The 18,322-nt window shown below is 67.6% G+C and carries 17 protein-coding genes; 9 read left to right on the top strand and 8 right to left on the bottom strand.

Going from position 1 to position 18,322, the window contains the following annotated elements:
• Window positions 1-13: 13 nt before the first annotated feature.
• From trpS to sdhC, 7 genes are all read right to left on the bottom strand, one after another.
• Entirely contained in the window at window positions 14-1,018 is a 1,005-nt protein-coding gene (gene trpS / locus RAC69_RS10480; protein WP_341933910.1) for a tryptophan--tRNA ligase, read from the bottom strand.
• 37 nt (window positions 1,019-1,055) lie between these two features.
• Window positions 1,056-1,895, bottom strand: a complete 840-nt coding sequence (locus RAC69_RS10475) for an exodeoxyribonuclease III (RefSeq protein ID WP_341933911.1) — start codon at window positions 1,893-1,895, stop codon at window positions 1,056-1,058.
• Window positions 1,896-1,905: 10 nt separating this feature from the next.
• Window positions 1,906-3,120, bottom strand: a complete 1,215-nt coding sequence (locus RAC69_RS10470; protein WP_375086758.1) for a YihY/virulence factor BrkB family protein — start codon at window positions 3,118-3,120, stop codon at window positions 1,906-1,908.
• Between the two features lie 84 nt (window positions 3,121-3,204).
• Entirely contained in the window at window positions 3,205-3,972 is a 768-nt protein-coding gene (locus RAC69_RS10465) for a succinate dehydrogenase iron-sulfur subunit (RefSeq protein WP_341933913.1), read from the bottom strand.
• A 2-nt stretch (window positions 3,973-3,974) separates the two neighbouring features.
• A complete protein-coding gene (sdhA, locus tag RAC69_RS10460; RefSeq protein WP_375086757.1) occupies window positions 3,975-5,801 on the bottom strand; it encodes a succinate dehydrogenase flavoprotein subunit in 1,827 nt (608 codons plus the stop codon).
• Window positions 5,802-5,821: 20 nt separating this feature from the next.
• Window positions 5,822-6,265, bottom strand: coding sequence for a succinate dehydrogenase hydrophobic membrane anchor subunit (locus tag RAC69_RS10455; RefSeq protein ID WP_341933915.1), 444 nt, complete (start codon window positions 6,263-6,265; stop codon window positions 5,822-5,824).
• A complete protein-coding gene (gene sdhC, locus RAC69_RS10450; protein WP_096713723.1) occupies window positions 6,265-6,699 on the bottom strand; it encodes a succinate dehydrogenase, cytochrome b556 subunit in 435 nt (144 codons plus the stop codon). The genes RAC69_RS10455 and sdhC overlap by 1 nt, the downstream gene beginning before the upstream one ends.
• A gap of 176 nt (window positions 6,700-6,875) precedes the next feature.
• Here sdhC and RAC69_RS10445 point away from each other — a divergent pair, with 176 nt between their 5' ends.
• From RAC69_RS10445 to RAC69_RS10405, 9 genes are all read left to right on the top strand, one after another.
• The gene (locus tag RAC69_RS10445) at window positions 6,876-7,994 is read left to right on the top strand and encodes a mannose-1-phosphate guanylyltransferase (protein WP_375086756.1); all 1,119 of its coding nucleotides are present in this window, start codon (window positions 6,876-6,878) and stop codon (window positions 7,992-7,994) included.
• Window positions 7,995-8,149: 155 nt separating this feature from the next.
• Window positions 8,150-9,247, top strand: a complete 1,098-nt coding sequence (locus tag RAC69_RS10440) for a BMP family protein (RefSeq protein ID WP_375086755.1) — start codon at window positions 8,150-8,152, stop codon at window positions 9,245-9,247.
• 90 nt (window positions 9,248-9,337) lie between these two features.
• Entirely contained in the window at window positions 9,338-10,858 is a 1,521-nt protein-coding gene (locus RAC69_RS10435) for an ABC transporter ATP-binding protein (protein ID WP_375086754.1), read from the top strand.
• Window positions 10,855-12,144 (top strand): ABC transporter permease, encoded by a 1,290-nt coding sequence (locus tag RAC69_RS10430; RefSeq protein ID WP_375086753.1) that lies wholly within the window; start codon window positions 10,855-10,857, stop codon window positions 12,142-12,144. The genes RAC69_RS10435 and RAC69_RS10430 overlap by 4 nt, the downstream gene beginning before the upstream one ends.
• A gap of 2 nt (window positions 12,145-12,146) precedes the next feature.
• Window positions 12,147-13,427, top strand: a complete 1,281-nt coding sequence (locus RAC69_RS10425; RefSeq protein WP_375086861.1) for an ABC transporter permease — start codon at window positions 12,147-12,149, stop codon at window positions 13,425-13,427.
• Window positions 13,428-13,449: 22 nt separating this feature from the next.
• Complete coding sequence (locus RAC69_RS10420) at window positions 13,450-13,848, top strand: cytidine deaminase (protein WP_096713717.1); 399 nt, start codon at window positions 13,450-13,452, stop codon at window positions 13,846-13,848.
• On the top strand, window positions 13,845-15,137 hold the full coding sequence (locus RAC69_RS10415) for a thymidine phosphorylase (protein WP_375086752.1): 1,293 nt from the start codon (window positions 13,845-13,847) through the stop codon (window positions 15,135-15,137). The genes RAC69_RS10420 and RAC69_RS10415 overlap by 4 nt, the downstream gene beginning before the upstream one ends.
• Window positions 15,138-15,206: 69 nt before the next feature.
• Window positions 15,207-16,322 (top strand): adenosine deaminase, encoded by a 1,116-nt coding sequence (locus RAC69_RS10410; protein ID WP_341933923.1) that lies wholly within the window; start codon window positions 15,207-15,209, stop codon window positions 16,320-16,322.
• Between the two features lie 18 nt (window positions 16,323-16,340).
• Window positions 16,341-17,447 carry a polysaccharide deacetylase family protein gene (locus tag RAC69_RS10405; protein WP_375086751.1) on the top strand — a complete coding sequence of 369 codons (1,107 nt, stop codon included), beginning with the start codon at window positions 16,341-16,343 and terminating at the stop codon, window positions 17,445-17,447.
• 21 nt (window positions 17,448-17,468) lie between these two features.
• Here the strand turns inward: RAC69_RS10405 and RAC69_RS10400 are convergent, their stop codons facing one another.
• Window positions 17,469-18,215 (bottom strand): alpha/beta hydrolase, encoded by a 747-nt coding sequence (locus RAC69_RS10400; protein WP_375086750.1) that lies wholly within the window; start codon window positions 18,213-18,215, stop codon window positions 17,469-17,471.
• Window positions 18,216-18,322 lie beyond the last annotated feature (107 nt).

Raw genomic sequence — 18,322 nt, 5'->3', positions numbered from 1 at the left:
GGTGCGCCCCGGTTCAGACTCGGCGCAGCAGGCCGACGCGGTCGTACACGGTCGCGAGGGTCGCGTCGGCGACCTCGTCGGCTCGTGCGGCGTTCGAGGCGAGGATGCGGTCGAGCTCGGCCGGGTCGTCGAGCAGCTCCAGCGCGCGAGCGCGCACGGGTTCGAACTCGTTCACGATGACCTCGGCGAGACCCTTCTTGAAATCCCCGTAGCCGCGGCCGGCGTACTCGTCTTCGATCGACGCCACCTGGCGACCCGTGAGGGCCGCGTAGATGGTCAGGAGGTTCGAGACGCCGGGCTTGTTCTCGCGGTCGAAGCGCACTGATCCCTCGTTGTCGGTGACGGCGCGCATGATCTTCTTCGCGGACTTCGCCGGGTCGTCGAGCATCCACAGCACGCCGGCGTCGCTCTCAGCCGACTTGGACATCTTCGACGTCGGGTTCTGCAGGTCGTAGATGCGAGCGGTGTCCTTCTGGATCACCGGCTTCGGCACGACGAAGGTCTCGCCGAAGCGAGAGTTGAAGCGCTCGGCAAGGTCACGCGTGAGCTCGACGTGCTGCTTCTGATCGTCGCCGACGGGTACCACGTCGGTCTGGTAGAGCAGGATGTCCGCGGCCATGAGCACCGGGTAGGTGAACAGGCCGACACTCGTGGAGTCCGCGCCGTAGCGAGCCGACTTGTCCTTGAACTGCGTCATCCGGCCCGCTTCACCGAAGCCGGTGATCGTCGAGAGGATCCAGGCGAGCTCGGCGTGAGCGCGGACGTGCGACTGCACGTACAGCGTCGACTGCGAGGGCTCGATGCCGGCAGCGATGTACTGCGCGGCGGTCCGCCGGGTCTTCTCTCGGAGCTCCGCCGGGTCCTGGGCGACGGTGATGGCGTGCAGGTCGACGACGGAGAAGAACGCGTCGAACGATGTCTGCAGGTCCCGCCACTGCAGCAGCGCCCCGATGTAGTTGCCGATCTGAAGGGAGTCGGCTGAGGGCTGCATTCCGGAGTAGAGACGAGGCTTGGTCACGGTATCAATCCTATGGGCGACGGCATCGCCCGAGAGTTCAGTAGGTGTAGTCGACGACGACGGGCGCGTGGTCGCTCCACCGCTGGTCGTACGCTGCCGCGCGGGCGACGTGGTAGGCGGTGACGCGCTCGGCGAGCGCCGGAGTGGCGAGGTGGTAGTCGATGCGCCATCCCGAGTCGTTGTCGAACGCCTGCCCGCGCATCGACCACCACGTGTACGGGCCCTCGACCTCGCCGTGGAAGCGCCGACCCACATCGACCCACCCGAGCCCGGGGCCGGTCGTGCCGTCGACTCCCTCGACCTGTTCGCCGGCAGGACCAAGGAAGCGATCGAAGTACGCGCGTTCGCGCGGGAGGAAGCCGGCCTTCTTGCGGTTGCCCCGCCAGTTCTTGATGTCGAGCTCGCGGTGCCCGACGTTGAGGTCGCCGGTCACGAGGGCGAGGGCGTCATCCTGTCCGAGCTCGGCGAGTCGCACCCCGAATGCGTCGAGGAACTTCCACTTCTCCTCCTGCTTCGGAGTGTCGGCCTCGCCCGAGTGCACGTACGCGCTCACGACGGTGAGCGGCCGGTCGCCGATCAGGAAGTCGGCTTCGATCCACCGGCCCTTCGAATCGAACTCGGCCGGACCGAAGTCGGTGCGGGAGGCGAGAGCGGGAACACGACTCGCGATCGCGACGCCCGCTCGGCCCTTGGCGCTCGCCTCGTCGTGCACGAAGGTCCACCCCGGGAGCGCTGCCTCGAGGTGCTCGTCCTGCCCGCGCACCTCTTGGAGGGTGAGCACGTCGACGTCTGCGGCATCGAGCCACGAGCTCATCCCGTTGCGGGCCGCCGCCCTGATCCCGTTGACGTTGACAGAGGCGATACGCAGATGAGGCATGATCCCCAGCCTAACGAGCGCCTCCGACATCGCGGGGCGGACGGTCCCGCTCGGCGCGCAGCCGCTGCACGAACGTCGGTGGAGGGTCGGGGAGGGGAGGAGCTGCCGCCCGGAGCTCGTCCAGCTCCGCCTCGGCGACGCGGACGCCGTGCGCCGTCGTCCAGGTCCGGAACCAGGGCGCCGAGTCATGCTCCTCGACGGCCTCGCGCAGGCGGATCTCCGCCGCAGCGACCAGAGTGCGGTGCTCGGCGGCGCGCCGCTCGGCATCCGTCTCGTGCATCAACGGGAGGTCGCGATCCCGCGCGGCGACGGCGATCCACGAGGAGGCGACCAGCATCACCACGCCGTTGACGCGGAACCACAGCAGGAGGCCGATGAAGATGGCGAACGTGGCCAGCAGGGGGTTGCTCGGGGTGTAGCTCAGCAGGAACCCGGCTCCGTACTGGAGCACTGTCATCGCCGCTCCGCCGAGGAGGGCACCCGGCCAGATCGTCCGCCAGGCGAGGGAGGTACCTGTCAGGAACCGGACCATCGCCGCCAGCGCCCCTGAGAGCAGCGCGAAAGACACCACCACGGTGCCGAGACGGATGCTCAGGGTCAGTCCGGTCGACCCGGTGTCCCACCCGACGAGACCGAGTAGCCAGCTGAGAGCCGCTGCGCTCGCCGAGCTGAGCAGGGATCCCGCCAGCAGGGCGATACCGAAGATGAGCGCTGCGAGGAGATCCCGCGCCTTCAGCATCACGTAACTCCGCAGATCCGGCGGAAGCCCGAAGATGTCTCGAGTCGCCCGACGCGAGAACGTCACCCATCCGATGGCCGTCCAGATGACCGTGCCCAGCGCGATGAGGCCGGTGACGCTGAGCACGCCGGTGGTGCTCGCGGCGATCTCCTGCGCCTGATCGGGGGTGAAGAGTCCGCCCTCGTCCTGGATGAGGTTCGGGATGTAGCTGTTGATCACGTCGATCAGGGCGTCGACGGCTTCTTCGCTCGCTCCGAGCCAGAGGCCGGCGACGGCGAACGCGAGGTAGATCGCGGCGAAGATGGCGAACAGGGCCTGATAGCTGACGCCCGCGGCGAGCAGAAAGCCGTTGTGCTGCAGGAAGTGCCGCCAGACCCGCACCGGGAACAGTCCGAGCGTGCGTCGGGTCAGTGTCGTCGCGCGCTCCACGGCGGCGTCGATCCGCCCCGCCTCGGGCTCGCCTGCTGCTCGATCTCGGTCCGACACGTCTTCACCCTATCGGCGGACGCGGGCGGAAAAAGCAGACGGGCGGCCTCCCGAAGGAGACCGCCCGCCCGACAGCGGAAGCCGTCAGGGGCGGCCGCGAAGCACGGCCTGCTTGACCTCGGCGATGGCCTTGGTGACCTCGATGCCACGGGGGCACGCCTCGGAGCAGTTGAAGGTCGTCCGGCAGCGCCAGACGCCCTCCTTGTCGTTGAGGATGTCGAGGCGGACGTCCGCGTTGTCGTCACGGGAGTCGAAGATGAAGCGGTGCGCGTTCACGATCGCGGCCGGGCCGAAGTACTGTCCGTCGGTCCAGAACACGGGGCACGACGAGGTGCACGCGGCGCAGAGAATGCACTTCGTGGTGTCGTCGAAGATCTCGCGATCGGCGATCGACTGGGTGCGCTCCTTGCCCTTCTCCGGCACGGAGTTCGCGACGAGGAACGGCTGGACCTCGCGGTACGACGCGAAGAACGGCTCCATGTCGACGACGAGATCCTTCTCCAGCGGCAGGCCCTTGATCGCCTCGACGTAGATCGGCTTCGAGATGTCGAGGTCCTTGATCAGCGTCTTGCAGGCGAGGCGGTTGCGACCGTTGATGCGCATGGCGTCGGAGCCGCAGATGCCGTGGGCGCACGAGCGGCGGAACGTGAGCGAGCCGTCGACCTCCCACTTGATCTTGTGCAGCGCGTCGAGCACACGGTCGGTGGAGTAGAGCTCCACGTCGTAGTCGACCCAGTGCGGCTCCGCGTCGACCTCGGGGTCGAAGCGGCGGATGTTGAACGTGACGATGAAGGACTGGATGCCGGTGTCCTCCGTGGCCTCTGCGGGGGCCTCGGCGAGTGCGTTCGACATTCTCAGTACTTCCTCTCCATCGGCGGGTAGTTCAACTCGCCCTGCTCGTTCTTGGTGAAGACGACGGGCTTCCAGCCGAGCTTGATGTGGTCGCTCGGGTCGGAGGAATGCGGGTCGCCCGTGAGGTACGCCATCGTGTGCTGCATGTAGTTCTCGTCGTCGCGCTTCGGGAAGTCGTCGCGCATGTGACCGCCGCGGCTCTCCTCGCGGTTCTGCGCCGCGTAGACCACGACCTCGGCGATGTCGAGCAGGAAGCCCAGCTCGACCGCCTCGAGGAGGTCGGTGTTGAATCGCTGACCCTTGTCGTCGACGTGCACGTTCTTGTAGCGTTCGCGCAGCTCGGCGATGACGCCGAGGACGTGCTGCAGCGACTCGTGCGTGCGGAACACCTGCGCGCCCTTGTCCATCTCGTCCTGCAGCGTCTTGCGCAGCACGGCGATGCGCTCGGTGCCCTGGTTGTTGCGCAGGCCCTCGAGCATGTCGGAGACGAACGCCGCGGGGTTCTCGGGCAGCGGGACGAAGTCCGCGGTCTTGACGTACTCGACCGCGTTGCGACCGGAGCGCTTGCCGAAGACGTTGATGTCGAGCAGCGAGTTCGTGCCGAGGCGGTTCGCGCCGTGCACCGAGACGCACGCGCACTCGCCGGCTGCGTACAGGCCGGGGACGACGGTGTCGTTGTCGGCGAGCACCTCGCCGTTGTTGTTGGTGGGGATGCCGCCCATGGCGTAGTGGGCGGTCGGCATCACCGGCACCGGTTCGACGACGGGGTCGACGCCGAGGTAGGTGCGCGCGAACTCGGTGATGTCGGGGAGCTTGGTCTCGAGGACCTCGGCTCCGAGGTGCGTGCAGTCCAGCAGCACGTAGTCCTTGTGCGGACCGGCGCCGCGGCCCTCCGCGACCTCCTGCACCATGCAGCGCGCCACGATGTCTCGGGGAGCGAGGTCCTTGATGGTGGGGGCGTAGCGCTCCATGAACCGCTCGCCGGAGGCGTTGCGGAGGATCGCGCCCTCGCCGCGCGCGCCCTCGGTGAGGAGGATGCCGAGACCGGCGAGACCGGTCGGGTGGAACTGGAAGAACTCCAGGTCCTCCAGAGGGAGGCCCTTGCGCCAGACGATGCCGACGCCGTCACCGGTGAGGGTGTGCGCGTTCGAGGTGGTCTTGAAGATCTTGCCGAAGCCGCCGGTGGCGAAGATCACGGCCTTCGACTGGAAGACGTGCAGCTCGCCGGTCGACAGGTCGTAGGCGACGACACCGGCGACCTGCGTCCTGCCCGCGGCATCCTTCACCGTGATGAGGTCGAGCACGTAGAACTCGTTGAAGAAGTTGATGCCGAGCTTGACGCAGTTCTGGAACAGCGTCTGCAGGATCATGTGTCCCGTGCGGTCGGCGGCGTAGCAGGCGCGGCGCACAGGCGTCTTGCCGTGCTCGGCTGTGTGCCCGCCGAAGCGGCGCTGGTCGATCTTGCCCTCGGGCGTGCGGTTGAAGGGGAGGCCCATGTTCTCCAGGTCGATGACCGCGTCGATCGCCTCCTTGGCGAGGATCTCGGCCGCGTCCTGGTCGACGAGGTAGTCGCCGCCCTTGACCGTGTCGAAGGTGTGCCACTCCCAGCTGTCCTCCTCGACGTTCGCGAGGGCCGCCGCCATGCCGCCCTGCGCTGCGCCGGTGTGCGACCGCGTCGGGTAGAGCTTGGAGATCACGGCGGTCTTCGCGCCGGGACCGGCCTCGATCGCGGCGCGCATTCCCGCGCCGCCGGCGCCGACGATGACGATGTCGAACTGGTGGTAGTGCACGCCGTCGCGCACGAAGGAGTCCTGGGTCTCTGTAGTCACTTCTTCTTATGCCTTCTCTTCTACTTGCCCAGCGTCTGGCACTGTTCCCACAGCGTGCTCGACTCGGTCACTCCGAGGCACGGGTCGAACGTGAAGACCACGAGGGTGCCGAGGATGATCAGCAGTGCGGCCGACAGGCCGAGGGCCCAGATCAGCGCCTTGCGCGCGGTGGCGTTGGTGACGTAGTCGTTGACGATCGTGCGCATGCCGTTCGCGCCGTGGATCAGCGCCAGCCACAGCATCAGCACGTCCCACCACTGCCAGAACGGGGTGGCGAACTTGCCCGCGATGAACGCGAAGTCGAGGGCGTGGATGCCCTCGCCGACCATGAGGTTGATGAACAGGTGGCCGAAGATGAGGATCACGAGCACCATGCCCGAGACCCGCATGAAGACCCAGCCCCACTTCTCGAGGTTGACTCCGCGGCGTGCACGGGTGGGGGCGGCGACGGTCTGAGCGGTCATCAGTGTCCTCCTCCGAAGCCGGCGAACGCGAGCATGAGGTGGCGCGGCACGAAGCCCGCCATGATGATGCCCCACACCAGCAGCACGCCCCAGAAGAGCTGACGCTGGTAGCGGGCGCCCTTCGACCAGAAGTCGACCGCGATGATGCGCAGACCGTTCATGGCGTGGAAGACGATGCCCGCGACGAGCACGACTTCGCCGAGCGCCATGACGGGGTTCTTGTACGTGCCGATGACGGCGTCGTACGCCTCCGGCGACACCCTGATGAGTGCCGTGTCGAGCACGTGCACCAACAGGAAGAAGAAGATGGCGACTCCGGTGATGCGGTGAAGCACCCACGACCACATGCCTTCGCGACCCCGGTAGAGGGTGCCGCGGGGGGTCTTTGACGTGGTTTCCGAAATCGACGGTGTCAAGCGAGCGCTTGTGGACACGATCGTCCTCCCTGGATCGATGTGACTCGGTCGCGTGCGCTGCGTGGTCCGGGCAGGATCCCGTCACCGCGAGGCACGGCCGATCGATGACCATCCTATTCCCGCACGGAGGGTGCGGGCGACGAAGGGGAACCTAACTCTCTCGATGTCGAGATTTCCGGACGGGCTACCCTGGCATGGTGACTGGACCGATCGATAACTTCTACGCTGTGATCCCTGCCGGAGGCATCGGCAGCAGGCTGTGGCCGCTCTCGCGGGCGGACGCACCGAAATTCCTGCACGACCTCACCGGATCCGGGCATTCGCTGCTCCGAGACACCTGGGACAGGCTCGAGCCGCTCGCCGGTCCCGATCGCATCGCTGTGGTCACGGGTCGCGCCCATCGCGCGGCCGTCGAGGCGCAGCTGCCGGGCATCGCCGACCTCAACGTGTTCCTCGAGTCGGAGCCGCGCGAGTCCGCGGCCGCGATCGGACTCGCGGCCGCGATCCTGCACCGGCGCGACCCCGACGTCATCATCGGATCGTTCAGCGCCGATCACGTGATCCGGGGCACGCGCGTGTTCGAGTTCGCGGTGCGGGATGCCGTCGAGGTGGCGCGCGAAGGGTACATCTGCACGATCGGCATCTCTCCGACCGAGCCGGCGGTGGGCTTCGGCTACATCAAGAGGGGCCCGGAGCTCGTCGTCGACGGCGCCCGGGAGGCCGCCCTGGTGGAGAGCTTCGTCGAGAAGCCCGACATCGACACGGCGAGGGCCTATCTCGCGAGCCGGGACTACCTGTGGAACGCCGGCATGTTCATCGCCAGAGCGAGCGTGCTGCTCGACGAGCTCGCGGCGAACGAGCCCGAGCTGCACGCGGGCCTCCTCGAGCTCGCGGAGGCGTGGGACGACCGTGAGCGCCGCGGTCCGGCGGTCGACCGTATCTGGCCCCGTCTGAAGAAGATCGCCATCGACTACGCCGTCGCCGAGCCCGCCGCGAGGCGCGGGCGGCTCGCGGTCGTGCCGGGGCACTTCGATTGGGACGACGTCGGCGACTTCGCCTCGCTGACCAAACTCATCACGAACGGGCGCAAGAACGACCTCGCCGTCCTCGGTCCGAAGGCGCGAGTGCTGTCGGATGCCGCGAGCGGCATCCTGGTCTCGCAGACGACGCGCGTGATCAGCCTGGTGGGAGTACAGGACATCGTCGTCGTCGACACCCCCGATGCACTGCTCGTGACGACGGTCGAGCATGCGCAGCGGGTGAAGGGCGTGGTGGAGTCGCTCAAGCTCACGGGGCGCGGAGACGTGCTCTGATGCGCAGATGAGCGCGCATCCGTGCTCACTCGTCGGCTTGATTTCAGGTTTGTAACCATTCCCTACCGGCCCGCTCGCCGATATACGGAATCGGCGAAACAGTAGGTAACTTTGATCGATCCGCGAGGGCCGCGGGTTCGTTGAGGAGGCATGAGTTGACCATCTCCACCACCAAGAAGCTTCTCGGCGCCACCATCGCCGCGGGCGTCGTCTTCGCACTCGCCGGCTGCGGCCAGGCTCCGACGGAATCGGGCGACAACGGAGGCGGCGACGCTGCATCCGACTTCCTGCCCTGCATGGTCTCCGATGCGGGAGGCTTCGATGACAAGTCGTTCAACCAGCTCGGCTACGAAGGGCTGATGCAGGCCGGCGAGGATCTGGGCGTCGAGCCGAAGACCGTCGAGTCGAAGGACGAGTCCGAGTACAAGGGCAACATCGACAGCCTCATCGACCAGAACTGCAACCTGATCATCACGGTCGGCTTCCTGCTGGCTCCCGAGGCCGCGACTGCGGCCAAGGCCAACCCCGACGTCGAGTTCGTCTCGATCGACGACATGGTCGACACCGACGGCGACGGAAAGACCGACTCCGAGAACGTGAAGCCGCTCGTGTACGACACGGCGCAGGCGGCCTTCCTCGCCGGCTACTCCGCTGCGGCCTACACGAAGACCGGCAAGGTCGGCACGTTCGGCGGCGTCAACATCCCCACCGTGAGCGTCTTCATGGACGGCTACAAGCAGGGTGTGGAGTACTGGAACTCCGAGAACAGCGGTGACGTCCAGGTCATCGGATGGGACGGCAGCGACGGCGTGTTCACGGGCGGCTTCGACGCCAACCAGGACGCGATCAACGCCGCTCAGGGCATTGTCGACCAGGACGTCGACGTTCTCTTCCCCGTTGGTGGTCCGATCTACCAGAGCGCTGCTTCGGTGATCCGCGACTCGGGCAAGGACATCGCGCTCATCGGCGCCGACGCCGACGTCTTCGAGTCCGACCCCTCGGTCGGCGACCTGCTCCTCACCTCGGTCCGCAAGGGCATGGACGTCTCGGTCAAGGACGTCGTCGAAGCTGCCGCCAAGGGCGACTTCGATGGCTCGCCGTACGTGGGAACGCTTGAGAACGGCGGCGTCAGCATCGCTCCGTTCCACGACTTCGAGTCCAAGGTCCCCGCAGATCTGCAGGACCAGCTCGACACCATCACGGCTGGGATCATCGACGGTTCCATCCCGGTGAAGTCCTACCTGTCGGAGTGATCCGACCCCGGGGGCGGGGGCGTCGTTCGCGGCGACCCCGCCCCTCTTTCGCGCTTTCAGAGAACTTCTTGCAGTGAATAGGATCGGCCCATGAAGCTCGAACTCCGTGGCATCACGAAAAGGTTCGGAACGTTCACAGCGAATGATCACATCGACCTCGTCGTCGAGCCGGGGGAGATCCACTGCCTCCTCGGCGAGAACGGGGCCGGCAAATCGACGCTGATGAACGTTCTCTACGGTCTCTACCGAGCCGAGGAGGGGGAGATTCTTCTCGATGACCTCCCTCAGAGCTTCAGCGGACCCGGCGACGCCATGCGGGCCGGAATCGGGATGGTGCACCAGCACTTCATGCTCGTGCCTGTGTTCACGGTCGCCGAGAACGTCATGCTCGGTCACGAGCCGACGAAGGGTGGCGTGCTCCTCGACCTGCCGACCGCGCGTGCTCGCGTGCGGGACATCTCCGCGCGCTTCGGTTTCGACATCGATCCTGATGCCGTCGTCGAAGACCTCCCCGTGGGGGTGCAGCAGCGCGTCGAGATCATCAAGGCTCTGTCTCGCGACGCGAAGATCCTCGTGTTCGACGAGCCGACCGCGGTCCTCACCCCGCAGGAGACCGATGAGCTGATGGGCATCATGCGTCAGCTGCGCGACGAGGGCACGGCCATCGTCTTCATCACCCACAAACTCCGCGAGGTCCGTGCCGTCGCCGATCGGATCACGGTGATCCGTCTGGGCAAGGTCGTGGGCGAGGCGAGCCCGACTGCGTCGAGCGAAGAGCTCGCCACGCTCATGGTGGGGCGCAATGTGTCGCTCACGGTGAGCAAGGAGCCTCCCCGCGAGGGCGCTGTCGCCCTTGCCGTCGAGAATCTCACTGTGATCGCCCCGAACGGTCAGTCCGTCGTCGATGACGTGTCCTTCGCGGTGCGTGCCGGCGAGGTCCTCGCCATCGCGGGTGTCCAGGGCAACGGCCAGACGGAGCTGACCGAGGCCCTCCTCGGCCTTCAGCCCAAGGTCCTCGGCAGCATCTCGCTGAACGGCCGCGAGGTCACGGGCGCGACCGTCAGGCAGATCCTCGACGCCGGTGTCGGGTTCGTTCCGGAGGATCGCAACGTCGACGGGCTCGTCGCGGAGTTCTCGATCGCCGAGAACCTCATGCTCGACCGCACGAAGGGTGAGCCGTTCGTGCGACGGGGCACCATCCGTCGCGATGTCCTCCAGGCATTCGCCAAGGAGAAGTTCGACGAGTTCGACGTGCGTGCCTCGAGCGTGGACGTCGCGGTCGGGCGCCTCTCCGGGGGTAACCAGCAGAAGGTCGTGCTCGCCCGTGAGCTGAGCCGCGACCTGCAGTTGTTCGTCGCGGCTCAGCCCACGCGAGGCGTAGACGTCGGGTCGATCGAGTTCATCCACAAGCGCATCATCGCCACGCGCGACGCAGGCGTCCCGGTGGTCGTCGTGTCGACCGAGCTCGACGAGGTGAGCGCGCTCGCCGACCGCATCATGGTGATGTACCGGGGCCGTATCGTCGGCATCGTGCCCGGCGACACGCCTCGCAGCGTGCTCGGACTGATGATGGCGGGCGAGAACCCCGTCGAAGAGGGGACAGCGGCATGACCGACACCGCACCGCACAAGCAGGCGGCCGACGCGGCGGTCCCTGAACCGCCTCGCTATCACGCGCTGCTCCAGCAGATCACGCGCAGCAACGGCCTGATCATCTTCCTCGCCGTCGTGCTCTCGTTCATCATCGGCGGAATCATGATCGCCGCGACCGACAAGGACGTTCAGGCGGCATCCGGGTACTTCTTCGCCCGCCCGGGAGACACGATCGCCGCGATCTGGAACAGCGTTTTCGGCGCGTACTCGGCTCTCTTCCGCGGGTCGATCTTCAACTACGAGGCACCGACGTTCGTCAGGGCGATCAAGCCGTTGACCGAGACCCTGACGTTCGCCACGCCTCTGATCGCGGCCGGCCTCGGCGTCGCGCTCGCCTTCCGCATCGGCATGTTCAACATCGGTGGCCGCGGTCAGATGCTCGTGGCGGCGGCTGCTGCAGGGTGGGTCGGCTTCGCGGTCGACCTCCCCTGGGGGCTGCACATGCTCGTCGCCCTGATCGTCGGCATCATCGCCGGATCGCTCTGGGGCGGGATCGTCGGTCTGCTCAAGGCTCGCACCGGCGCCCACGAGGTGATCGTCACGATCATGCTCAACTACGTCGCGTTCTACCTCGTGTCGTACCTGCTGCGGACGCCGGGACTCCTTCAGGATCCGAAATCGAACAACCCGAAATCGCCGCCGATGGACACGACAGCGGTCTTCCCCAAGCTGCTGGGGGATCAGTTCAATCTGAACTTCGGATTCGTCCTCGCAGTCCTGGCGACGATCCTCGTCTGGTGGATCCTGAACCGCTCGAGCCTCGGTTTCCAGTTCCGAGCCGTCGGTGAGAACCCGAATGCAGCCCGAGTCGCCGGTATCAACGTGAATCGCATGTACATCGTGGGCATGCTCATCGCCGGCGGCCTCGTGGGACTGGCGGGTGTGAACCAGGTGCTCGGCGCATCGACCACGGGTGTCACCTCGGGGGTGGATGCGGGCGTGGGTTTCGACGCCATCACCGTCGCACTCCTCGGTGCCTCCACCCCGTGGGGGACCTTCGCCGCCGGGCTCCTGTTCGGCGCGCTCAAGGCCGGAAGCTTCACGATGAAGGCCGCAGAGCAGATCCCCCTCGAGATCGTGACAGTCGTCCAGTCGTTCATCGTCCTGTTCATCGCCGCTCCGCCTCTGGTGCGCGCGATCTTCTTCCTCCCCTCACCGGAGCGCACTCGCAAGCGCGAGGCGCGGCGCCGGAAGCGGGAGCTGCGGCGTGAAGCCGCCCTCGCAGCGAAGGAGGTCGCCCGGTGAGCATCAACACGCTGAGCGCGCCATTGACCCCGCCCGCCGTCGAGACAGGGCTGGTCACGCGCAATTGGAAGGCGCCGATCGTGCTGGGCATCTTCACGGTGATCTTCGCGATCCTCGTCGTGCTCGCCCCACGCGACGGCGAGACGACGTTCCGGATCTCCACGGGCAGCGATGCGATCGTCCTGCCCGATCTGATCGTGCCCGTCATCGCCGCGGTCTGGATCTGCATCGCGATCGCCGCGGCCCTGGCCGGGCTGGCAGCGGTCTTCGTCCAGCGCCACCGCAAGGTCCCGCTCTGGCTGACGACCGTCTTCGTCGTCGTTCTCGTCTTCGCGTTCCTGGCCTGGGCGGCCGCGGGGCAGACCATCCCCGTTCCCGGACTGCTCGCCGGGTCGCTGGCGCTCGCCGTGCCGCTGATCTTCGGCGCACTCGGCGGCGTGATCGGCGAGCGGGTCGGTGTGGTGAACATCGCGATCGAGAGCCAGCTGCTCGGCGGCGCGTTCACAGCCGCGGTGGTCGCCACGCTCACGGGGTCGCCGTTCCTCGGTCTCATCGCGGCGATGGTGGCCGGCGCCCTCGTGGCATCCGTGCTGGCGGCCTTCGCGATCGTGTACTTCGTCGAGCAGGTCATCGTCGGTGTCGTGCTCAACGTGCTCGTGACGGGCTTGACGAGTTTCCTGTACTCGCAGGTGCTGCAGCCCAATGCCGCACAGCTCAACACCCCGCCGCGCTTCGACCGCATCCCGATCCCGCTGCTGTCCGACATCCCCGTGCTGGGACCGGTGCTGTTCCGCCAGACGATCCTCGTCTACATCATGTACGTGGCGATCTTCGCCGTGTACTTCGCGATGTTCCACACCCGGTGGGGACTGCGGATGCGCGCGGTGGGCGAGCACCCGAAGGCCGCCGACACCGTCGGCATCAACGTCGGCCGGACGCGGTTCTGGAACGTCCTCCTCGCCGGCGCGATCGCCGGTGCGGGTGGCACGGTCTTCACCGTGGGCAATGGAATCGCCTTCAACCAGGAGATGACCGCGGGAGCCGGTTACATCGCGTTGGCCGCCGTGATCTTCGGACAGTGGCACCCGCTGCGAGCGACTCTCGCAGCACTCCTGTTCGGCTTCGCCTCGAACCTGCAGAACACGCTGAAGGTCGTCGGGTCGCCGGTGCCGAGCGAGTTCATGCTGATGCTGCCGTACCTGGTGACCATCTTCGTGGTGGCCGGCGCGGTCGGGAAGTCGCGCGCCCCCGCTGCCGACGGCATCCCGTACATCAAGTCCTGACACCCGAGGAGTCGAGAGAGACATGACCGATATCGACTGGGATGAACTGCGTCAGGTCGCGACCGACGCGATGACGAAGGCGTACGCGCCCTATTCGCGCTACAAGGTCGGAGCCGCGGCACTCGTCGGCGACGGGCGGATCGTCGCGGGCTGCAACGTCGAGAACGCCTCGTACGGCGTGACCCTGTGCGCCGAATGCGCGCTGGTGGGCGATCTGCACATGTCGGGCGGTGGTCAGCTCGTCGCCTTCGTGTGCGTCAACAACGACGGGCAGACCATCATGCCGTGCGGCCGCTGCCGCCAGCTGCTGTTCGAGCACGCGATGCCGGGGATGCTGCTGGAGACCGTCTCCGGCATCCGCACGATCGACGAAGTCCTGCCGGACGCGTTCGGCCCCCGAGACCTGGAGGACGCCCGATGAGCGTTGAGCCCTTCGACGCCGTCGACGTGATCCGCGCGAAGCGCGACGGGGGAGCGGTGTCCGAACCGGCCCTGCGCTGGATGGTCGACGCTTACACCCGCGGATACGTCTCCGACGCGCAGATGGCGTCGTTCGCGATGGCCGTCTTCCAGCGGGGGATGGAGCGCGACGAGATCCGTGTCCTCACGGACGCCATGATCGCGACGGGCGAGCGGATGAGCTTCGCACGCCTCGGCAAGAGGACCGTCGACAAGCACTCGACGGGCGGCGTGGGCGACAAGATCACGCTGCCGCTCGCTCCGCTCGTGGCGGTGTTCGGCGTCGCCGTGCCGCAGCTCTCCGGTCGAGGTCTGGGTCACACGGGCGGCACCCTGGACAAGCTCGAATCGATCCCGGGTTGGCGCGCGGCGCTCAGCAACGACGAGATGTTCGCGCAGATGAAGAGCGACGTCGGCGCCGTGATCTGCGCCGCGGGGTCCGGTCTCGCGCCCGCCGACAAGAAGCTCTACGCGCTGCGCGACGTCACGGGGACCGTCGAGGCGATCCCGCTCATCGCGTCCAGCATCATGTCGAAGAAGATCGCCGAGGGCACAGACGCGCTCGTGCTCGACGTGAAGTTCGGCTCAGGCGCCTTCATGCAGGACATCGACCGCGCCCGCGAGCTCGCCCGGACGATGGTCGCGCTCGGCACGGACTCGGGCGTCGCGACGACCGCGCTGCTGACCGACATGAACGTGCCGCTCGGTTTCGCGATCGGCAACGCCAACGAGGTGCGCGAATCGGTCGAGGTCCTCGCCGGCGGCGGTCCCGCCGACGTGCGAGAGCTCACGATCGCCTTGGGGCGGGAGATGCTGGCGCTCGCCGGACAGCCGGATGCCGACGTCGAGGCCGCTCTCGACGACGGGCGCGCGATGGACAGTTGGAAGGCGATGATCCGCGCGCAGGACGGCGATCCCGACGCCGAACTCCCGACGGCGCGCGAGACCCACGTCGTCACAGCCCCGGCCGACGGCGTCGTCACACGCATGGACGCCTTGCCGTTCGGCATCGCCGCCTGGCGTCTGGGCGCGGGACGCGCTCGCGCCGAGGACCCGGTGATCTTCGAGGCGGGGATCGACCTGCACGCGAAGCCCGGCGATCGGGTGACGGAGGGGCAGCCGCTGTTCACGCTCTCCGCCGCCGACGAGGCTCGTTTCTCGCGCGCGCTCGAAGCGCTCGAGGGGTCGTGGGAGGTCGGCGACAGCGCCCCGCAGTCGGGTCCCATCGTGCGCGAGCGCATCACCGCCTGAGCGGCGTCCGGGGGTGCGCTGCTTCGAGCGCTACCCTGAACTGACCGATCCGCGACCGAGAGGAAACACATGTCGATCGACGCGAACGGCGACGTCACCATCCAGGGGGCGTCTCTGCGCGCCCTGCCGAAGGTGTCGCTGCACGACCATCTCGACGGCGCGCTGCGCCCCGCGACGATCATCGAGCTCGCCGACGCCATCGGCGTCGAGGTGCCGGAATCAGACCCCCGCAAGCTGGGGCGGTGGTTCGCGTCGAAGAGCGACTCCGGCTCACTCGTCGAGTACCTCAAGACCTTCGACCTCGCGATCGCCGTCATGCAGACGAAGGAGGGGCTGACCCGCGTCGCCAAGGAGTTCGTGCAGGACCTCGCGAAGGACGGCGTCATCTACGGGGAGGTCCGCTGGGCTCCCGAGCAGCACCTCGCGCGCGGCCTCTCGCTCGACGACGCGGTCGAGGCGGTGCAGCAGGGGATCGAGGAGGGCGAGGATGCCGCGGATCGCTCCGGCCACAGCATCCGCGTCGGTCAGCTGATCACCGCGATGCGCCAGACCGACCGTGCCCGCGAGATCGCGGAGCTCGCCGTGTCGTACCGCGGCCGCGGGGCCGTGGGCTTCGACATCGCCGGCCCCGAAGACGGCTTTCCGCCGTCCGGCCACCGCGCGGCCTTCGACTATCTCGCCGAGAACTTCTTCCCCGTCACGGTGCACGCCGGAGAGGCTGCGGGGCTCGCATCGATCCGCTCCGCACTGCTCGACGGACGTGCTCTGCGTCTCGGACACGGCGTCCGCATCGCCGAGGACCTGCAGGTGATCACGCAGGAGGGCGACGAGGTGCAGGTGCAGTTCGGCGACCTCGCACGGTGGGTGCGCGACCGGGAGATCCCGCTCGAGCTCTCGCCCTCCTCCAACCTGCAGACGGGGGCTGTGGCGGCATGGGGCAAGACTCTCGCCGACCACCCGTTCGACCTGCTGTACCAGCTCGGGTTCGCGGTGACCGTGAACGTCGATAACCGCACCATGAGCGCCACCTCTCTGACGCGTGAGCTCGCGCTGCTCGTGGAGGCGTTCGAGTACGACCTCGACGACCTCGAGACCTTCCAGTTCAACGCCGCCTCCGCCGCGTTCCTGCCGGTCGAGGAACGCGAAGAGCTCGTCGAGATGATCGGCGAGGGCTTCTCCGGCTGAGCCGCGAGGAGGAGGGTCGTGGCTTCCGGGGGGAAGAAGAGGCGCCGCATCGGCGTCGTCGTCGCAGTCAGTGCCGTGCTGGTCGTCGCAGGGGCGTGCGCTGTCGCATTCGCGTCGCTGAATCGCCCGCCGGAGGTGAATTTCCCGCGCATCGAGGCGCAGCCGATCGAGAGGCCGCTGACGCCCGCGCAGCAGCTCGTGGTCGATGCCGACGACCCGCTCGCCTGTGCGGTCACGTTCCTCGGCGACGGGGCTCCGGTCGACCCGATGCTGCAGTGGCAGCACGCTCTGTACGCAGGATTGCCCATCCCCGCTCAAGACGGGCGCGTCTTCGCGGGCTGGTACCCGACGGAAGCCGATGCCGCCGCGCTGTCGACGGCGGTCCGCGTCAACGGCGCCGATCCCGTGGTCTGCGTCGACCAGCAGGTCGAGCTCTTCGCAGGGTGGACGACCCCCGAGGCGAACGCGGCCGAGAACGCCAAGATCCCGATCCTCATGTATCACCAGTTCACGACGAACCCCGATGGGGAGTCCGGGTGGCTGCGCGGCAACTACGCCTACATCGGCGACTTCGAGGCGCAGATGAACCACATCGCGACCACGGGCTTCTACCTGCCGACGTGGGACGAGCTGAGCGCCTTCATCGACGGACGGCTCTTCCTCCCCGCGCACTCCGTCATCATCACCGACGACGATGCGGATCAGACCTGGTTCGACCTCGCCGTCCCGGTGATCGACAAGTACAAGCTGCTGTCGACCTCGTTCATGATCACCGCGTACGGGCAGGATCCGGCGCCGTCGATCTACGTGCAGCGTCGTTCGCACACGAACGACATGCATCAGGCCGGCGAGAACGGCAAGGGCCGCATGGTCAACTGGACGGCCGAGGAGATCGCGGCCGACATGAACGCGTCCGGCGACATCCTGGGCGTGCGCCAAGTCATGGCCTACCCGTTCGGTCATTACAACGACACGGCCAAGCAGGGCGTCGCGATGGCCGGTTTCGAGATGGCGAGGACGATCGAACCGGGGTACGTGACCATCGGCACCGACAAGCTCGCGCTGCCGGTGGTTCGCATCGACTACGGCATGGGACTCGAGGCGCTGATCACGCGGATCGGCTGACGACAGGACGAGCCGCGTGTGTCATCCCGCGGGCAGTTCGGCGAAGAACGTCCGGAGGAGTTCCGCGACCTGTGCGTGCATCACCTCGTCCGAGATCGTCGCAGTGCCGTCGCCGGCCTGCGGACCGTAGTCCCCGAATGAGGCGTGCGACGCACCGTCGATCTCCACCATCTCGGCGCCGGCGGGGAGCAGGTGCCGGGCGTCCTCGATCTTGGCGGGCGTCGACAGACCGTCCTCGCTGCCGGAGATGCTGAGCACGCGGAGGTCGGATGCCGACACGTCGCCGGCGCAGTACGAGCCGAACAGCACCAGCGCCTCGGCGTCGGCGGCGAGCTGGCAGGCGCGCACGCCGCCGAGGGAGTGACCTCCCACCGCCCAGTCGTCGATGTCGGGGGCGGCGGAGGTGAAGGAATCGAGTCCGCGCAGGTCGAAGAACGCGAGGTTCAGCCACGGACGGGTGATGACGACCGTGACGCCGTCCTCGGCGAGGCTCTGCAGGATCGGCGCGTACGCCCAGGGGTCGACCTTCGCGCCCGGGACGAACACGAGCCCGAGGTCCGATTCCCCGCCGGCCGGGGTCATCACGATGCCCTGCGGAGCGTCGGCCACGTCGATCGCGCTGTTGGCGCGGACGTCGGCGAGCGGCTCCGGCTCGGCCGCCATGACGCCGACCTGGCTCCACACGACGATGCCCGCTGCGCCGAGCACGATCACCCCGACGAGGCCCCACACGACGGATTTCAGGACCCGGCGACGTTTCTTCTGCACGCATCAACCGTACGTCCTGCACCTGCGCGCCGCCGAGTGTCGTCGGTTGTGCGGGCGCCGGAGCGCAGAACGCCCCTGCCGATCGGGGCGGCAGGGGGCGTGGTCCG

Origin of the sequence: Microbacterium sp. LS_15, assembly GCF_041954735.1 — a bacterium.
Lineage (GTDB): Bacteria > Actinomycetota > Actinomycetes > Actinomycetales > Microbacteriaceae > Microbacterium.
The sequence above is the reverse complement of the archived record's forward strand: the minus strand, read 5'-3'. Positions and strand labels throughout refer to the sequence as shown.